The organism is Brevundimonas intermedia (genome assembly GCF_004614235.1).
Classification (GTDB): Bacteria; Pseudomonadota; Alphaproteobacteria; order Caulobacterales; family Caulobacteraceae; genus Brevundimonas; species Brevundimonas intermedia_A.
In genome coordinates this window covers 1,333,533-1,348,468 of the sequence record NZ_SPVH01000006.1, presented here as the reverse complement: position 1 = coordinate 1,348,468, position 14,936 = coordinate 1,333,533, and the positions used below count along the sequence as shown (strand labels likewise).

Annotated in this window: 15 protein-coding genes; 5 read left to right on the top strand and 10 right to left on the bottom strand. The window is 68.2% G+C overall.

The annotated features are described in order from the left end of the window. Window positions 1-3: 3 nt before the first annotated feature. Window positions 4-384 carry a winged helix-turn-helix transcriptional regulator gene (locus EGY25_RS13045; RefSeq protein ID WP_135195368.1) on the bottom strand — a complete coding sequence of 127 codons (381 nt, stop codon included), beginning with the start codon at window positions 382-384 and terminating at the stop codon, window positions 4-6. A 96-nt stretch (window positions 385-480) separates the two neighbouring features. Between EGY25_RS13045 and EGY25_RS13040 the strand changes: the two genes are divergently transcribed. Then, window positions 481-1,542, top strand: coding sequence for an SDR family oxidoreductase (locus EGY25_RS13040; RefSeq protein ID WP_135195367.1), 1,062 nt, complete (start codon window positions 481-483; stop codon window positions 1,540-1,542). 5 nt (window positions 1,543-1,547) lie between these two features. Here EGY25_RS13040 and EGY25_RS13035 read toward each other — a convergent pair whose 3' ends face one another. From EGY25_RS13035 to EGY25_RS13020, 4 genes are all read right to left on the bottom strand, one after another. Beyond that, window positions 1,548-2,987: a serine hydrolase gene (locus EGY25_RS13035; RefSeq protein ID WP_135195366.1), complete on the bottom strand. Its 1,440-nt coding sequence runs from the start codon at window positions 2,985-2,987 to the stop codon at window positions 1,548-1,550. A 96-nt stretch (window positions 2,988-3,083) separates the two neighbouring features. After that, window positions 3,084-3,677, bottom strand: a complete 594-nt coding sequence (locus EGY25_RS13030; protein WP_135195645.1) for a GNAT family N-acetyltransferase — start codon at window positions 3,675-3,677, stop codon at window positions 3,084-3,086. After that, on the bottom strand, window positions 3,677-4,783 hold the full coding sequence (aroB, locus tag EGY25_RS13025; RefSeq protein ID WP_135195365.1) for a 3-dehydroquinate synthase: 1,107 nt from the start codon (window positions 4,781-4,783) through the stop codon (window positions 3,677-3,679). Before aroB ends, EGY25_RS13030 begins: the two co-directional genes overlap by 1 nt. Continuing rightward, complete coding sequence (locus tag EGY25_RS13020) at window positions 4,780-5,346, bottom strand: shikimate kinase (RefSeq protein ID WP_135195364.1); 567 nt, start codon at window positions 5,344-5,346, stop codon at window positions 4,780-4,782. The genes aroB and EGY25_RS13020 overlap by 4 nt, the downstream gene beginning before the upstream one ends. Before the next feature lie 125 nt (window positions 5,347-5,471). On the opposite strand from EGY25_RS13020, the gene EGY25_RS13015 reads away from it, so the two are divergent. From EGY25_RS13015 to EGY25_RS13000, 4 genes are all read left to right on the top strand, one after another. Beyond that, window positions 5,472-6,392 carry a site-specific tyrosine recombinase XerD gene (locus EGY25_RS13015; RefSeq protein ID WP_135195363.1) on the top strand — a complete coding sequence of 307 codons (921 nt, stop codon included), beginning with the start codon at window positions 5,472-5,474 and terminating at the stop codon, window positions 6,390-6,392. A gap of 90 nt (window positions 6,393-6,482) precedes the next feature. Next, the gene (locus EGY25_RS13010; protein WP_135195362.1) at window positions 6,483-7,430 is read left to right on the top strand and encodes an acetyl-CoA carboxylase carboxyltransferase subunit alpha; all 948 of its coding nucleotides are present in this window, start codon (window positions 6,483-6,485) and stop codon (window positions 7,428-7,430) included. A 121-nt stretch (window positions 7,431-7,551) separates the two neighbouring features. Continuing rightward, window positions 7,552-8,103, top strand: coding sequence for a response regulator (locus EGY25_RS13005; protein ID WP_135195361.1), 552 nt, complete (start codon window positions 7,552-7,554; stop codon window positions 8,101-8,103). After that, window positions 8,100-8,579, top strand: coding sequence for a chemotaxis protein CheE (locus tag EGY25_RS13000; RefSeq protein WP_135195360.1), 480 nt, complete (start codon window positions 8,100-8,102; stop codon window positions 8,577-8,579). The genes EGY25_RS13005 and EGY25_RS13000 overlap by 4 nt, the downstream gene beginning before the upstream one ends. Here EGY25_RS13000 and EGY25_RS12995 read toward each other — a convergent pair. From EGY25_RS12995 to EGY25_RS12975, 5 genes are all read right to left on the bottom strand, one after another. Further along, window positions 8,564-10,414: an ABCB family ABC transporter ATP-binding protein/permease gene (locus EGY25_RS12995; RefSeq protein WP_209308046.1), complete on the bottom strand. Its 1,851-nt coding sequence runs from the start codon at window positions 10,412-10,414 to the stop codon at window positions 8,564-8,566. The genes EGY25_RS13000 and EGY25_RS12995 overlap by 16 nt on opposite strands. 110 nt (window positions 10,415-10,524) lie before the next feature. Then, window positions 10,525-11,541: a threonine aldolase family protein gene (locus EGY25_RS12990; RefSeq protein ID WP_135195358.1), complete on the bottom strand. Its 1,017-nt coding sequence runs from the start codon at window positions 11,539-11,541 to the stop codon at window positions 10,525-10,527. After that, window positions 11,541-12,503, bottom strand: a complete 963-nt coding sequence (locus EGY25_RS12985) for a mechanosensitive ion channel family protein (protein ID WP_135195357.1) — start codon at window positions 12,501-12,503, stop codon at window positions 11,541-11,543. Before EGY25_RS12985 ends, EGY25_RS12990 begins: the two co-directional genes overlap by 1 nt. Before the next feature lie 52 nt (window positions 12,504-12,555). After that, window positions 12,556-14,244 (bottom strand): cisplatin damage response ATP-dependent DNA ligase, encoded by a 1,689-nt coding sequence (locus EGY25_RS12980; protein ID WP_135195356.1) that lies wholly within the window; start codon window positions 14,242-14,244, stop codon window positions 12,556-12,558. Between the two features lie 95 nt (window positions 14,245-14,339). Further along, complete coding sequence (locus tag EGY25_RS12975) at window positions 14,340-14,816, bottom strand: RcnB family protein (protein WP_135195355.1); 477 nt, start codon at window positions 14,814-14,816, stop codon at window positions 14,340-14,342. Window positions 14,817-14,936 lie beyond the last annotated feature (120 nt).

Below are 14,936 nucleotides of genomic sequence, written 5' to 3'. Positions count from 1 at the left end.
AGCCTAGCCCCGGCGCGACGTCGGTCGCGGCGCGAGCCGGTCCAGCGCCTCCGCATTGTCCCGCCCCCAGGCATAAAGCAGTTCGACCGGCTCCACGAACCGCGCGCCCAGGTCCGTCAGCCGGTATTCGACGGCGGGCGGCATCGTCTCCAGCACATGGCGGCTGATCAGGCCGCTGACCTCCATCTCGCGCAGCGTCTGGGTCAGCATCTTCTTGGACACCCCCGGCAGGCTGCGCAGCAACGCGCCCGCCCGCGCACAGCCGCCGTGACGCGCATGCAGGGTGTGCAGGACCATGCTGGTCCATTTGGTCGCGAACAACTCCAGCACCCGTCGGGGCGCGCAGTCCTCGCGCCAGTCGTCGTCTTCGCCGCTTGCCTGCATGGTGGTCGCCTTTCGGGAGCCAGGTCCCCAAATGGTGCCTTCTAGCGACCCGGCGCCGCCCCCACTAGGTGATGTGCGAACCAACAGGAGACGACCATGTCCAAAACAGCCCTTGTGGTGGGATCCAGCGGCATCGCCGGCGGCGCCGTCGCGGCCGAACTCGTGTTGCAAGGCTGGTCGGTCCTGGGCCTCGCCCGCCGTCCTGTCGCGCAGGCGGGCGTCACGCCCATTGTCGCCGACCTCCACGATCCGGCGGCGACGGCGACGGCTCTCGCCGACGCCCGCCCCGACGCCGTCTTCTTCACCATCTGGGCGCGCCAGGCGACGGAGGCTGCGAACATCCGCGTCAACGCCGCCATGGTCCGCACCGTGCTGGACGCCGTGCGCCCGGCGGCCTCTGTGCGTCATGTCGCCCTGGTCACCGGCCTGAAACACTACCTCGGCCCGTTCGAGGCCTATGGCCAGGGCGTCCTGCCTCAGACCCCGTTCCGCGAGGAACAGGGCCGGCTGAATATCGACAACTTCTACTACGCCCAGGAGGACGAGGTCTTCGGAGCCGCCGATCGCGACGGCTTCGCCTGGAGTATCCACCGCCCCCACACCATCATCGGCAAGGCGGTCGGCAACGCCATGAACATGGGAACCACCCTGGCCGCCTACGCCAGCCTGTGCCGCGAGACCGGACGCCCGTTCCGCTTCCCCGGTTCCGAGGCCCAGTGGAACGGCCTGACCGACATGACCAGCGCGACCCAGTTGGCGCGTCACTTGGTCTGGGCTGCAACCACGCCCGCCGCCGCCAACCAGGCCTTCAACGTCGTCAACGGCGATGTCTTCCGCTGGAAGTGGATGTGGGGCCGGATCGCCGACTGGTTCGGCCTCGTCCCAGCCGAGTTCGACGGCACGATCCTGCCCTTGGAGGTCCAGATGGCCGAAGATCACGCCGTCTGGCGCCGGATCGCCGAGCGCGAGACCCTGATCGAGCCCGATCTGGATCGGCTGGCCTCGCCCTGGCACACCGACGCCGACCTCGGCCGCCCCATCGAGGTGGTGACCGACATGGGCAAGAGCCGCCGCCTGGGCTTCCTCGACTACCAGCCCACCGACGACGCCTTCTTCGCCCTGTTCGAGCAACTCAGGGCCGAGCGCCTGATCCCCTGACGCCTCTAGGACGGGTCGGTTCCAAGCAGACGCAGTTGCTCGGCGGCGTTGGTGTTGGCCGGATCCAGCACGAGCGACCGCTGGTAGTTCTCCCTAGCCCGCGCACGGTCGCCTGACTTTGCATAGGCCTCGGCCAGGCTGTCGTAGGCGTTGCCGCTTTGCGGATAGAGGCTGACGATCAGCTTCATCAAGGTCAGGGCGTCTGCGACCCGTCCCCTGGACAGCAACCGGTAGCCCCAGTTGTTCAGGTCGCTTTCCGGCAGCGCGCCGGCGCCGTCCCGTGCTGCGAGTTCCGCCGCAACCCGCTCGGCCTGATCGAACCCTTCCGCTTCCAGCCGCTCCTGCAGCGCGGCCACGCCCGTCAACTTCATGCCCGGAATGAAGCGGGTCGCGACGGAATCGACCAGTTCCTCGGGAGAGGCGCCGGCGAGATTGGTCAGGATGATCACCGCCACCCGATCCTTGGGATAGACGAAGAAGGCCGACCGGCCGCCGCCCGTCATCCCGACCGAAGGGTGATCCCGGCGGTCGACGACGACCCATCCATTGGCCCACTCGCCCGCCTTGCCGTTGTTGAAGCGTCCCGGCGTCCACAGCGCCTCCAGCGTCTCGGGCTTGAGGATTTCGCCGGCTTGTAGGGCGATCAACCAGCGCGCCAGATCGGGCGCCGAACTGTTGATGCCGGCGGCGGCGCGGGTGAACGGCGGAAACAGCTCGTGCACGTTCTGAAGGCGCGGCGCCTCGCCCTCTCCGGGACGACTGAAGCGATAACTGTCGGCCTTGCCGGGAATCAGATCCAGGGAATCGCCGAACCCCGAATGGGTCATGCTCAGCGACCTGAAGACGTCCTCGCCCAAGACAGCCTCGAACGGACGCCCCTGCGCCTGTTCGACGATCCACTGCAGCAGCAGATAGTTGGTCTGGTTATAGGCGAACCGCTCGCCCGGAACCGACCTCAAGGGCAGGTCCGCGAGGGCCGCCAGCGCGCCCGCCCTGTCGCGACCGACATAGCCGCCGTCGGGCGTGATGATGTCCGGCAGACCCGACATATGGGTCAGCAACTGACGCACGGTGATCGGACGCCAGGCTTGCGGCAAGTCCGCCAGATAGGTCGAAACCGGCGCATCCAGGTCCACCTGTCCGCGCTCGACCAGCCGCAGGATCTCGACGCCGGTAAAGGCCTTGGTCGCCGAGTTGATCGAGAAGACGGTCTGCTCGGTCACGGGGACCGGCGTCTGCAGATTGGCCAAGCCATAGGCGCCCGAATGGACGATCCGCCCATCCTTCACGACCGCGATCTGCATGCCTGGAATGGAGCGCAGGCTCATCTGGCGCTGGGCCCAGGCGTCCAGATCCGCGCGGGTCGAAGACTGAGCCAGGACTCGGAGCGGCGCACCGGTCAGGGCGACGACAATCGCCAGTGTCGCTGTAAGCTGTCGAAACATGATGCCGGCCCCGTTCGAGAAGCCGGCAAACCACCACTTCAATCCTCAGGTCGCCAGTGAAGCTTTGGTAATGGGCGAAGGGTTTGAAGGCGCTGCCTAATCGCCTTGGAACTTAGCCAGCCTTCGATCCAGTCCGTCGCGCACCTCGGGCCAGTCGTCGTCGATTACGGCGAACATGGCGGTGTCGCGTGCTCGGCCGGTCCAGGTGATCTTGTGTTTGCTCAGCACGCCCTCGGCCTTGGCGCCCAGCTTCAGGATGGCGGCCTGGCTCTGGGCGTTGACGGCGTCGGTGATGATCTCGACCCGCACCGCGCCTGCATCAAAGGCGTGACCGAGCAACAGCCGCTTGCAGGCCGGATTGATCGCTCCGCCCCGGGCCTCTGGTCGATAGAAGGTCGAGCCGATCTCGCAGCGGCGATAGGCCGGGTTGATCTCGTACAGGCTGGTCGTGCCGACGACGACGCCGTCGGACAGCCGCCGCACGGCATAGGCGATCCGTGTGCCCGCCTGCATCGCCGCCAGGGCGCTGTCCCACCAGCCTTCGAAATGCGCGCTGTAAGCCGACGCGACCATGATGTCCCAGGACGCGGCGTCGCAATCCAGCGCCGCCCGCACCTCGGCCTTCAGCCTGTCCTCGAACGGTTCCAGCCGCACGAACCGGTCCTCCAGCGGGACCGTGACGATCCGCATCACGCGGTCGCGCCTTCCTCGATCAGGAAAGCCCGCACCTTGGACGCATCCACGCCCTTGGCCACGAAGGCCTGGCCGATTCCGTGCGCCAGGATCAGGGTCAACGCCCCGCCCTCGGCCTTCTTGTCGCCCGCCATCAGCGTCAACAGCCGGTCGGCCGCGAATGACCCCGCCTGCGCCAGCCGCGTCGGCAGGCCCGCCGCCGCGACCACCGCCTCGACCCGCGCCACATCCTGCGCCGAACACAGCCCCTCACGCGCCGCATACCGGAAGGCCATGCAGCACCCCAGGGCCACCGCCTCGCCGTGCGCCAGCGCGCCCTCGTCGAAACCAACCTCCGTCTCGACGGCATGGCCGAAGGTGTGGCCCAGGTTCAGCAGGGCGCGCCGCCCGGCCTCCTTCTCGTCCTCGCCGACCACCGCGCTCTTGATCTCGACCGAACGGATCACCGCCCGTTCCAGCGCCGCCGGATCGCCGGTCGCACCCGCCGCCCCTTCGCCGGCCAGCCAGTCGAAGAAGGCCGCGTCGCAGATCAGCCCGTGCTTCAGCACCTCGGCCCAGCCGGACCTCACCTGACGTTCCGGCAGCGTCGCCAGCACGTCGATATCGGCCAGCACCAGGCGCGGCTGGTGGAAAGCGCCGACCAGGTTCTTGCCGCGCGGCGTGTCGATGGCCGTCTTGCCGCCGACCGAGGAATCCACCTGGGCCAGCAGGGTCGTGGGGATCTGCACGAAGTCGATGCCGCGCATGAACAGCGCCGCCGCCAGACCGGCCAGGTCACCCACGACCCCGCCGCCCAGGGCGATCACCACATCCTTGCGGTCTAGCCCGATCTCCAGCAGCCGATCCAGCACCCGCTCCAGCTCGGCGAAGGACTTGGAGCCTTCGCCCGCCGGCACCGCCACGATCTCGCTTCTGACGCCCGCCGCTGTCAGCGACACCGTCAAGGCCTCGGCGTGGATGCCCGCCACCGTCTCGTCGGTGACGATGACCGTCCGTCCCCTGGCCAGCGGCGCGATATGAGTCCCCGCCTGGGCCAGCAGGCCACGTCCCACCACCACGTCATAGGCCGCAAAGGCCCCGCCGCTGACCGGAATGATCGTCACGTCTTCGTCTCCGCGCGCCGTCTGTGGCGCCAGTGTCGGCGCAGGTTCTTGTGAATGGCGTCCACCGCCTGGCCGTGCGAGCCCTGGCCCACGTCCACGGTCACGTCCGCCTCGCCATAGATGGGATAGCGCGCCTCGGCCAAGGTCGTCAGGACCTCCAGCGGGTCCTTGCCGCGCAACAGAGGACGCGTGTCGCGCCGCGCCACCCGTTCCGCGATCACCGCCAGATCGGCCCGGAGCCACACCGTGTCGGATCGCGCCTTCAACAGCGCGCGCGTCTCCGGGTTCATCATCGCCCCGCCGCCGGTGGCCAGCACGATGGGCGGCCCTTCCAGCAGGCGGCGGATCACCCGTGCCTCGCCCGCCCGGAACTCGGCCTCGCCCAGGGCGGCGAAGATTTCCGACACCGTCATTCCGGCCGCCGATTCGATTTCAACGTCGCCGTCGGCGAAGGGCAGTTTCAGCCGATTGGCCAGCCGGCGCCCCACCGACGATTTGCCCACCCCCATCAGCCCAACCAGGGCTATGGTGCGGGTCGGTCCCGGATTCGCGCGCCGCCTCATCCGGCGGCTCCGGCGGAACGGTCGGTCGAAAGGACGGCGAAGGCGGCGACGCAGGCAGGCATGATCGATCAAACCTCTACACCAAGCCCGCCCCCACGCCATCCGTTCGAAGGACGGACGGTGCGATGACGCCCCAGATCGAGGCCTTTCTGGAGATGATGGCCGTCGAACGCGACGCCTCGCCCCACACCCTGTCCGCCTATGGCCGCGACTTGGCCGACGCCGAGACCGCGCTGTCCGACGCCGGCGGGCTGATGAAGGCCGATGCCGAGGCGGTCGAGGGCTGGTTCGCCGACCTGTCGCGGCGCGGCCTGTCCGCCGCCACCGCCGCACGACGCCGGTCCTCCGCGCGTCAGTTCTACCGCTTCGCCCTGGCCGAAGGCTGGCGCACCGACGACCCGTCGCGCCGCCTCGACGCGCCGAAACAGGGCCGGTCCCTGCCGAAGGTGCTGAGCCGCGACGAGATCGACGCCCTGCTGGCCGCCGCCGCCGCCCGCGACGCCGCAGGGGGCTTACGCCTGGTCGCCCTGGTCGAGATGGCTTACGCCTCGGGCCTGCGGGTTTCGGAACTGCTGGGACTCAAGGTCGAGGCCATACGCCGCGCCCCCGCCTATCTGATCGTGCGCGGCAAGGGCGGCAAGGAACGGCTCGCGCCCCTGAACACCGCCGCGCGCGAGGCCGTCAAGGCCTGGCTGACGGCCCGCGACGCCAAGCTCAAGGGCAAAGATGGGCGAAAGCCCGAGGCGCCCGACAGCCCCTGGCTGTTCCCTTCATCCGGTCGCACTGGCCACCTGACCCCACGCCGCTTCGCCCAACTGCTGGACGAGGCCGCGATCACGGCCGGCATCGACCCGGCCCGCGTCAGCCCCCACGTCCTGCGCCACGCCTTCGCCACCCACCTGCTGGAAGGGGGCGCCGACCTGCGCGTCGTCCAGACCCTGCTGGGCCACGCCGACATCGCCACCACCCAGATCTACACCCACGTCGCCACCGACCGCCTGGCCCAGGTCGTCCACCAAAACCACCCCTTGGCGCGCGACGACTGAACCGCCGCTTGCCCGGCGGCGTTGACCTCTCTAGGTTCCCCCGCCTTCCCCAAGGGCGCTTTTGCCCGCTCGCAGTTCCCGGACGCCTTGATGGCCACGCACTATCTCGACTTCGAAAAGCCGATCGCCGATCTGGAAGCCAAGATCGAGGAGCTGTCGCTGCTGTCCGACGCCTCGGGCGATTTCGACAACGAGATCGAGGGCCTGCGCAAGAAGGCCGAGCAGCTTCGCAAGAAGACCTACGCCGGTCTGGACCCCTGGATGAAGACCCAGGTCGCGCGCCACCCGCAGCGTCCGCACTTCATCGACTATGTCCAGAGCCTATTCACCGACTGGAACGAGCTGCACGGCGACCGCCAGTTCGGCGACGACCAAGCCATCCTGGGCGGCCTGGCGCGCTTTCGCGGTCGTCCGGTCGTGATCATGGGCCATGAAAAGGGCCACGACACCGCCACCCGCATCACCCACAACTTCGGCATGGCCCGGCCCGAGGGCTATCGCAAGGCTGTGCGCCTGATGGACATGGCCGAGCAGTTCGGCCTGCCGGTCCTCAGCTTCATCGACACCGCCGGCGCCTATCCCGGCCTGGGCGCCGAGGAGCGCGGCCAGGCCGAGGCCATCGCCCGTTCGACCGAGCGCTGCCTGACGCTGGGCGTGCCCTCCATCGCCACCATCACCGGTGAAGGCGGTTCGGGCGGCGCCATCGCCATCGCGGCGGCCAGCCGCGTGCTGATGCTGGAGCATTCGATCTATTCGGTCATCTCGCCCGAGGGTGCGGCCGGCATCCTTTGGCGCGACGGCGCGCGGGCCAGGGACGCGGCCATGGCGATGAAGATCACCGGCCCGGACCTGATGAGCCTGAAGATCGTGGATCGCCTGATTGAGGAACCGGTGGGCGGCGCCCACACCGATCGCGACGCCGCCATGGCCAATGTCGGCGACGTGCTGGCCGAAGAGCTGAAGGGTTTCGAGGGCCTGTCGCCCCAGCAGATCAAGAAACGCCGCGCCGACCGCTTCTACGCCATCGGCGCGCTGTAACAGAACAGCGTTAACGCAGCGTCCACTATCGTCTGCCAACCTTGGCCTTTATCGAGGGGCTTCGGGGTTTGCGACCAGCCATGATCACGACGACGGCGGGACAGACCGGGGCCATCGCGGCATGAGCGGCGGCGAATCCCTGCGCGAAAGCGCCGTCTTCAACCTGGGCGGCGCGATCACGATGATCGTCGACGATTCGCCCTTTTCTTTGACGCTGACGTCCAACGCCCTGACCGGGTTCGGCATCCGCCCGGCCTATGCCTGCGGCACGGGAACCCAGGCCAAGAAGCTGTTGACCGACAAGCCCATCGATCTGCTGGTCGTGGACACCGACATGCCCGACATCGACGGGTTCGAGCTGGTGCGCTGGCTGCGCCGGTCGGGCCCCAATCCTAACGCCTTCACCCCCGTCATCATGACCGCCAGCCACATCCGGCGCGGGCGTGTGGCCGAGGCCCGCGACTGCGGCGCCAACTTCGTCGTCACAAAGCCGTTCAGCCCCGCGATGCTGCTTGAACGCATCCTGTGGGTCGCCCGCGACAGTCGGCCCTTCCTGGAGGTCGGCGACTATCTGGGGCCGGACCGCCGGTTCCGACACAGCGGCTATGAGGGCGTCGAACGCCGGGCCGACATGTTGCGCAAGGCCAATGGGATGGAGAGCCTGGCCCTATGACCGTCATCACCCACACCCAGCGCAAGTCGCGCCTGTCCGAAATGCTGGATCGCCCCGGCGGCGTCAGCGTCGGCGTCGCCTTGGCCCAGGCCAGGGCCAATCTGGACGGCTTGCAGGACCAGGCCCGAGCCATCATCACCGAGAATATCGCCGTCCTGCTGGCCAAGCCTGAGCCCGACCTGATCGAGCCGATGCGGCTGGACCTGGCCTATTCCGCCTCCAGCCAGATCATCGACGCGGCCAGCCCGTTTGCGATGGACGACCTGTGCACGGCGGCCAAGGGTCTGTGCGACCTGCTGGACGCCGCGCCGCGCCATGGCGGATTCGACTGGCGTATCGCCACCGTTCACGCCCAGGCGATGAAGGTGCTGTTGTCCCTGCCGCCCGAGGAACAGGCCGCGCGAACGGCCATCCTGACCAATCTGCACGAAGTCCTGCGCAAGAAGCTACCCGCGAGCGATCAGTCCGCGACCTGAGACGTCTTGCCGGCGCGCGTCTGCTTGCGCCACAGGGCGGCGTATTCCCCGCCCTGCCGCGCCACCAGCTCATGGTGCCCGCCACGCTCGACGATCCTCCCGGCCTTCAGCACCAGGATCTGATCGGCGTCCGCCACGGTCGACAGCCTGTGCGCCACCACCAGGGTCGTGCGGCCATGACGCGCCTTTTGCAGCGTCTTCTGGATCGCGGCCTCGGTGCGGCTGTCCAGGGCGCTGGTCGCCTCGTCCAGGATCAGGATGCAGGGATCGGCCAGCAGGGCCCGCGCGATGCCGACACGCTGACGCTCGCCGCCGGACAGCTTCAGGCCTCGCTCGCCGACCTTGGTCTCCATACCGTCCGGCAGGCCGCGAATGAAGTCGGCCAGTTCCGCCGCCTCGGCCGCCGCCCAGACCTGGGCCTCGTCCGCATCGGGTCGCGCGAAGGCGATATTGGCGCCCAGGGTGTCGTTGAACAGGGCCACGTCCTGCGGCACCAGGGCCACCGCCGCGCGCAAAGACGCCTGCGTCACCTGACGCGCATCATGACCGTCGATCAGCACGCGCCCTTCCTGCGGGTCCAGCAGCCGTAGCGCCAGTTTGACGATGGTGGACTTGCCGGCGCCTGACGGCCCGACCAGCGCCGTCGTCGTGCCGGGCGCCGCAAAGAAGCTGACGTCCTCCAACCCGTTCGCCCGCGCGTCGTGGCGGAAGCCGACGTTTTCGAACCGGACGGACGCGCCGCGCGCATCGACCGGACGCGGCAGGGCCAGCGCATTGGAGGCGTCTGCGACCTGGGGCGTCTGACGCGTCACCTTCAGCATCTCCTCCATGTCGATGAAGGACTGGCGGATTTCCCGATAGGCGAAACCCAGGATGTTCAGCGGCGCATACAGCGAGATCATGATCAGCACCGCCGCCGTCACGTCGCCCGGTCCCATCCGACCGGCCGCCGCCTCGAACCCGGCCATCACCGCCATGACGCCTAGCCCCAGGTTCATCACCAGGGCCTGCATCCCGTTCAGCATGGCCAGCGAGCTGTTGGCCTTCAGCGACGCCTCGGCATAGTCGCCCAGAGCCCGGTCATAGGTGGCGGCCGCACGCGTCTCGGCGCCGAACGACTTGACCGTCTCATAGTTCAGCAGGGCGTCGACCGAGACGCCGGCGGCCTCGGAATCGGCCGCGTTCATGATCCGGCGATGCTCAAGCCGCCAGTTGGACATGGCGAAGGTGGCGGCCGTGTAGATCACCACCACGACTCCCGCGCCGGCCGCGAACCGCCAGTCGTATTTCGCGCCCAGCACCCCCGCCGCCAGCACCAGCTCGACCCCGGTCGGGATCAGGTTGAAGGCCAGGATGCGCAGCAGGAAGTCCACCGCGCGCGACCCGCGATCCATCGTCCGCGACAGGGCGCCCGAGCGTTTGGTCTGGTGGAAATCCAGCGACAGGCTCAACGCATGAGCAAAGGCCTCGGCCGCCGTGGTGCGCTGGGCGGCGGCGCGCACGGGCGCGAACACGACGTCCGAAATCAGGGGCGAGGCCGCCGACAGAAACCGCACGAAGGTCCAGCCGATGGCGAAGGCCGCAAAGCCCAGACCGACGGCCGCCGCCGCGCCCTGACCCGCCGCCAGCCGATTGACCGCCGCGCCCAGCACCAGCGGCGCCATAACGCCCAGCCCCTTGCCCGCCAGCGTCAGCAGGATGGCGAAGATCAGCCTCAGTTTCAGGTGCGGAGCGCCCGAACGGGCCACCAGCCGCGCAAGGTCCGCCAGCGCCGTCAGCGTCGGGGGTCCGTCCGTCTTGTCCTGTGTGCTTCCTGCCTGCTGCGCCTTGACCATCGGGTCACGCCTGCCGCCGGAGCGTTCGCCTCGTATCGCCATGATCCGCATATGGAAACCCAATGCGACCGGGGAAAGGCCACGCTGGCGCGCGACCGGGGATTAGTCGCTCAACCCAGGCTGACGACCGCCTCGATCAGCTCGTCCACGGCCGCTTCCTGCGTCGCCCACGAACAGACGAACCGCACCGATCCATCGTCGAACGGATAGCAGGCCCAGCCCAGGGCGTTCAGGCGCGCATGCGCCTCAGGCGACATCCGCACGAAGACGGCGTTGGCCTCGACCGGATGGGCCAGCACGAAGGGGGTGCGTACAGCGATCCCCGCCGCCAGCTTCTGCGCCATCAGATTGGCGTGGGCGCCGCCCGATTCCCAGTCGCCGCTTTCCAGCAGCCCCAGCATCGGCCCCGACAGCATCCGCGCCTTCGACGCCGTCTGCCCCGCCTGTTTCAGGCGATTGTCCAGACGCCGCGCCAGGCCCTTGTCGAATAGGACGATGGCCTCGGCGCAGTTGGCGCCCGCCTTGGCCCCGCCGAACACCAGCACGTCCACGCCCAGCCGGGCGATGTCCTTCAGGTCGAACCCCGAAGCGGCCGCATTGGTCAGCCGTGCGCCGTCCATATGGACGCCGTATCCCAGCGCCTTGGTCGGCTCGATCAGATGACGCAGCTCTTCCTCGGTATAGACCGCGCCATATTCGGTGGCCTGGGTCAGCGACAGGGCCGCCGGCGGCTGGCGGTGGCCGACTTCGGCCTCGTCCAGATGCACCTGAAGGGCCAGCGGATCGATCTTGCCCGAAAAGCCCGGCAGGCCGATCAGGCCGACGCCATGACCGAAGAATCCCGGAGCCCCCGTCTCGTCGGTGCAGATGTGGGCGGCGTTGTGCGCCAGAACCGCCTCATAGGGCTGGGCCAGCATCGACAGGGCGATGGCGTTGGCGGCCGTGCCGCTGAAGACGAACCGCACCTCGGCGTCGGCATCCAGCCGCTGGCGGATCTGATCGGCGGCGCGCGCCGTGACGTCGTCGCCGCCGTAGGCGCGCGCGAAACCGTCGTTGGCGCGCACCAGGCCCTCGATGGCGCTGGGCGCCATGCCGGCGGTGTTGTCGGATCCGAAATCGTAGCGCATCAGCGGGTCGTCGCCTTCAAATCAGCTGCCTCATCGTCGACAGTCCGCACACGGACCACCGGCATCACATCCTCGTCGCCATACGGCACGGCGACCTGATGCGGGAACGGGATTTCGATTCCGGCGGCGTCCAGCGCCTCCTTGCCGGCCTGCATCAGATCGGCCTGGGTCTGCCACCAGTCCCCGACCTTGACCCAGGCGTGCAAAGTCACCTGCACGGAACTGTCCAGAAGGCCGGTCACCCCTGTCCAGGGATGGGGGTCGTGCAGAACCTTGTCGTGCGCCTCGGCCATGTCCGCCAGAACGCAGCGCGCCTGGTTCAGGTCGTCGCCATAGCCGACGGAGAAGTTGATCTCGATCCGGCGCGTCTGCTGGCCGGTCAGATTGGTCAAAGGATCGCTCAGAACCTTCGAGTTGGGGATAACGATCTTGTGGTTGTTGGCGTTCGAAAGCTGGGTGGTGAACAGGTCCAGCCGCTGCACCGTGCCCGACATGCCGCCCACGTCCACGACGTCCCCGACGCGATAGGGCCGCAGCACCAGCAGCATGATCCCCGACGCCACGTTCGACAGCGTGCCCTGCAGCGCCAGACCGACGGCCAGCGACGCCGCGCCCAGCACCGCGATGATCGAGGTCGTCTGCACGCCCAACCGTTGCAACACGGCGATCATGCCGATGATGAACACCACCACCCGCACGACCTGCACCGCAAAGCTCAGAACCGTCGGATCGTGGCGGAAGCCGCGCACCCGCGACAGGCCGTTGCGCGCCGCCCTCGACGCCCATTTCGCCGCAAACACAGTGGCGGCGAAGATCAGGATGGCGATGGTCAAGTTGATCGCGAAATCACCGGCCATGTCGGTCAGTTTGGCGATCACGGCGGTGTCGATGGACACGGCCTTGCGCCCTGCGGCGACCGCTTCGGCGATAGGGGTGATATCGGCTGGGATTGGCGAAGACATAGGGCCGGGTCTAACGCCTGACGCGCCGATTGGAACCCCCGAAAGCCCGTTTTCAGGCCTTGGCGATCCGTCCGCCGCCGCTTTCGATGGCGTCCAGCAGGTCCATCACGTCGTCGATGGTGTTGGCCTCTCGCGCCGGCTTGTCCCAGCGAATGCGGCTGACGCGGGGAAAGCGCATGGCCACGCCCGACTTGTGCCGCGTCGATCGGTTCAACCCTTCGAAGGCGATCTCCAGCACCAGTCCGAAATCCCGCTCGGCCCGCACCGACCGCACCGGCCCGAAGCGGTCGATGGTGTGGTCGCGCACGAACTTGTCGAGCTGTTTCAGCTCCTCGTCGGTGAAGCCGAAATAGGCTTTGCCCACCGGCGTCAGCGCCCCTTCCGGCGTCCAGACGCCGAAGGTGTAGTCGGAATAGAAGCTGGATCGTTTCCCATGCCCGCGCTGGGCGTACATCAGGACGGCGTCGATGACGTGCGGATCGCGCTTCCACTTGAACCACGGCCCCTTGGGCCGGCCCGCCAGATAGGGGCTGTCCCAGCGCTTCAGCATCAGCCCCTCCGCCGCCGCCCCAACAGGAGGGTCCGCCCTGAGCCGCGCCAGCTGATCCCAATCGGCGTAATCGACCACGGGCGACAGATGCAGCCGCTCGCCCGTATGGTCCGCCACCAGAGTTTCCAGCCGCGCCCGGCGCTGGCGAAGCGGCAAACTCCGCAAATCCTCGCCGTCCTGGGCCAGCAAGTCATAGGCGACCACCGCCGCCGGAAAGGCCTGCATGGCCTTGGCGTCCACCGTCTTGCGGTTCAGCCGTTGCTGCAGATCCCCGAACGGCGCCACCGCCCCGTCGCGCCACACGATCAGTTCGCCGTCGATCGCGCCCTGGAACGCCAAGGCCTCCATCACATCGGGAAAGGCGGCCGAAATCTCGTCGCCGGTTCGGGAATACAGCTTGCCGACATCGCCCTCCAGCACCGCCTGAACCCGTATGCCGTCCCACTTCCATTCGGCGGCGTAGTCGGCGGGCGACAGCTTGGGCAGATCGACCGCCTCGTCTATGGCGACGGCCAGCATGACGGGCCGGAACCGGCCGGGCGCGTCGGGGCTGGGCCGCTCCGCCCTGCCCTCCAACCAGGCGAACAGGTCGGCATAGGGCGCCTCGACCGCATGCCAGACCTCTTCGATAGCCGAGGCGTCCAGGGCCTCCAGCGTCGTCTGCGCCTCATCCCCGTCCGGCGACGGCGGCGCCATCACCGCGTCCGGTCGCATCATCGCCGCCGCCGTCTTGGCCAACCGCGCGGACAGTCCGACCCGCAGGGCCCCGGTCATCAGCTTCAGCAGCGCCCACCGCCCTTTCGGCTCCAGCGCGTCGAGCCAGCCTTCCAGCAGTCCCCGCACCTCGGCCCGGCTGGCGGTGCGCAGGGCCTCGACCACCTCGGCCAGTTCCGGCTCGCGATTGGGCCGGTGATCGGGCGTCACGGGCCAGATCAACGCCACCGTCTCGGCCAGATCCCCGACATAGTCGTAGGACCAGCCGAACAGCACGCTGTCCACCCGCCCCTCTACCGCCTTCCTGATCATCGCCGGCTTGGCGGCGTCGAACGTCAGGTCGCCCGTCAGCGCCGCCAGCGCCCAGCCCCGGTCGGGGTCAGGCGTCGCCCTCAGATAATCCCTCACCAGCACCAGCTTCGCATTGCGCGAAGCGGTCAGGGACAAACGATCCAGAAGCTCGGCGAAGGCGCGCATCGTCATCCATCTTGGGCGCTCGAAGCGTCGCCGCATAGCAGAACGAAAAACGCCCCGGAGGTTTCCCTCCGGGGCGTGTCTTCGATCTCAGGAGATCAGTTGAACAGGCCGGCGATCACGGCGGTGATCAGACCCCCGGCGACGGCGGCGAGAACCACATCATTGCCGCTGCGGACATATTGGTAGCCGCGGGGCGGGGCGCGCAGGCCATAACGTCCGTAATCGTTCACCACATAGGCGTTGGTCCGGTAGTAGGACGGCATCCGCTGACCATAGCTCCAGGTGCGCACTGCATAGCCGCGCGGGGGTGCATAGCGGGGAGCGTTGTAGCGACGCTCGGCCCGCTGCCAACGATCATAAGCACGCTGCTGCTGGCGATACTCCTGACGGTCCTGGCGCTGGTCCTGACGGAACTCGCGGCGGTCTTCACGACGATCCTGGCGGTTGTCGCGACGGTCATCACGTTGCTCGTAACGATGATCGCCGCGCGACTGGGCCGAGGCTGCGCCGGCGGCGCCCAGGGCGGTGGTGGCCATCAGGGCGGCCATCGTAGCGGTAAGGATCTTTCTCATGATCGTGTCTCCAACTGCGCCGAAGGGTTTCGACTTGAGTGCAGTTATGGAGCGCGGCGGCTGAGGCGGGTCTGAACCGCCGTCAGAGGCCTGCATTCATATAAAGAACACGTCTCGGCC